Below are 611 nucleotides of genomic sequence, written 5' to 3'. Positions count from 1 at the left end.
CGCTAAGTGTTGATTTCCTAAACTCAAAAGAATACGGCAAGCTGGCGGACCTTTCTGAAGTCCTAGACGGTCTTCTAGAAGAGGGCGCGTACATCAAACGTGGTGAACGTACTCTGCCAGTATCAAGCTTTGCTGAAGCACTTGAGTGGTTGGTTAAAGAATCGATGCGTGGTCTAAGCCGTCAGCGTTACAAAGGTCTAGGTGAGATGAACCCAGATCAGCTTTGGGAAACCACAATGGACCCAGAGACACGTCGCATGATGCAAGTAACGATTGAAGATGCGGTAGGCGCAGACCAATTGTTTACAACGCTAATGGGTGACCAAGTTGAACCTCGTCGTCACTTCATCGAAGAGAACGCACTGAAGGTTGCAAACCTAGACGTGTAGCGACAAGCGTTTTTGGATAGAAAAAAGCAGCGAGCCATCGCTGCTTTTTTGTTTCTTGGTGGTATGAAAATCACCACTTTATGCCAAGACTTTGGCTTTTCTGCTACTAACTGCCAGAGGCTTGAGTAGCGGCACCATTTTGTTTCCCTTTTCTGTTTTTCTTGCCATTTTGTTCGCTTGAGTGCTTTTGCTTTCTTTTTCCTGCTCGCTATAGTGCTGTAG

1 pseudogene is annotated in these 611 nt (G+C 46.3%); it reads left to right on the top strand.

Going from position 1 to position 611, the window contains the following annotated elements:
* Positions 1-389 (top strand): annotated as a pseudogene (gene gyrB / locus R7R24_RS28335) (DNA gyrase subunit B); the annotation flags it as partial.
* Positions 390-611: the final 222 nt, after the last annotated feature.

The organism is Vibrio sp. 704 (assembly GCF_033339295.1).
The sequence above is the reverse complement of the archived record's forward strand: the minus strand, read 5'-3'. Positions and strand labels throughout refer to the sequence as shown.